The sequence below is a fragment of the Synechococcus sp. R6-10 genome (assembly GCF_047461815.1).
Taxonomy (GTDB): Bacteria; Cyanobacteriota; Cyanobacteriia; order Thermostichales; family Thermostichaceae; genus Thermostichus.
In genome coordinates this window covers 1-1,015 of the sequence record NZ_JANSHW010000714.1, presented here as the reverse complement: position 1 = coordinate 1,015, position 1,015 = coordinate 1, and the positions used below count along the sequence as shown (strand labels likewise).

Sequence of the window (1,015 nt, the reverse complement as noted above, 5' to 3'; positions counted from 1 at the left end):
AAACAAACAGAATGCTATCGCTGCATAGTTGAACAGTGATGTTCAGCAGTGTTCAGCGTAAATGTATCAGATTCATGATGGCCCAATAAGGGATCCCCACAGCAATGCTATCGCTTCTGACCATTCCACCGTAGCTCCGTAGGTATCGCCCGTGTGTCCTCCCAACTGGCGGTAGATCCAGTAGCCCACGGCCCAAGCCCCCAGGGCGGATCCCAGCGTCCAGAGCAGCAAAGGGGGCCAAGCCAAGATCCCAGCCCAGCCCAACCCCCCGGTGATGGCCAGCACAAGCAGAGTGCCCGGCCACAGGGATCCCGGCAGGGAAGTGGAGTCTTTGAGGAAGCGGGCGGATCCCTGCTCTCGCAGATAGGGGTACAGGGCAATGGCGAGCAACTGGCCCCAACGCCCCCAGGCGGGCACCAGCAGCAAGAGGGGCCAAGCTCGAACGCTGCTCAGGGCAGCAAATTTCAGCAGCAGCAGCAGCACCAAGGCCAGTACCCCATAGGCCCCGGTGTGGCTATCGCTCATCACCTGCAGACGGCGGGATCCCTCCGGGTCTGCCTGGGCTGCCGGTTGCGGATCCCCTGTGTGGGGAGGCTTGTGGACATTGATCGCCAAGCCATCGGCAGTATCGGCCACCCCGTCCAGGTGCAGTCCACCGGTCAAGAGAACCCACAGGGCCAAGAGCAAAGCGGCCCGCACCGGATTGGGGAAAACCTGCAGCAGGATCCCAGCCAGGGAGAGGATCCCGCCCAGCAACACACCTACCCCCGGCAGCCAGGCGGCAATGCCCTCAAACGGCAAGTCTCCGACCCACCCCAGAGGCAGGGCCGTGTAGAAAGTCAAGGCTGCCCAGAAGCGCCGCAATCGCTCAGTCCTTGAGTCTGTGTAAAGGGATCCGCCAATCCAGCCCTCTGGGAGAGAAAATAGGAATCCTTGCGAACGGTGCGCCCCACCACAATGGTGAGCTTGACAATGGTGAGCTTGGCCACCAAAGCTCCGATGGCGCCCACCGCGG

General features: G+C 61.8%; 1 protein-coding gene. It reads right to left on the bottom strand.

The annotated features are described in order from the left end of the window. Positions 1 to 72: 72 nt before the first annotated feature. Entirely contained in the window at positions 73 to 864 is a 792-nt protein-coding gene (locus NW837_RS15485; RefSeq protein WP_414332560.1) for an adenosylcobinamide-GDP ribazoletransferase, read from the bottom strand. Between the last annotated feature and the right edge of the window lie 151 nt (positions 865 to 1,015).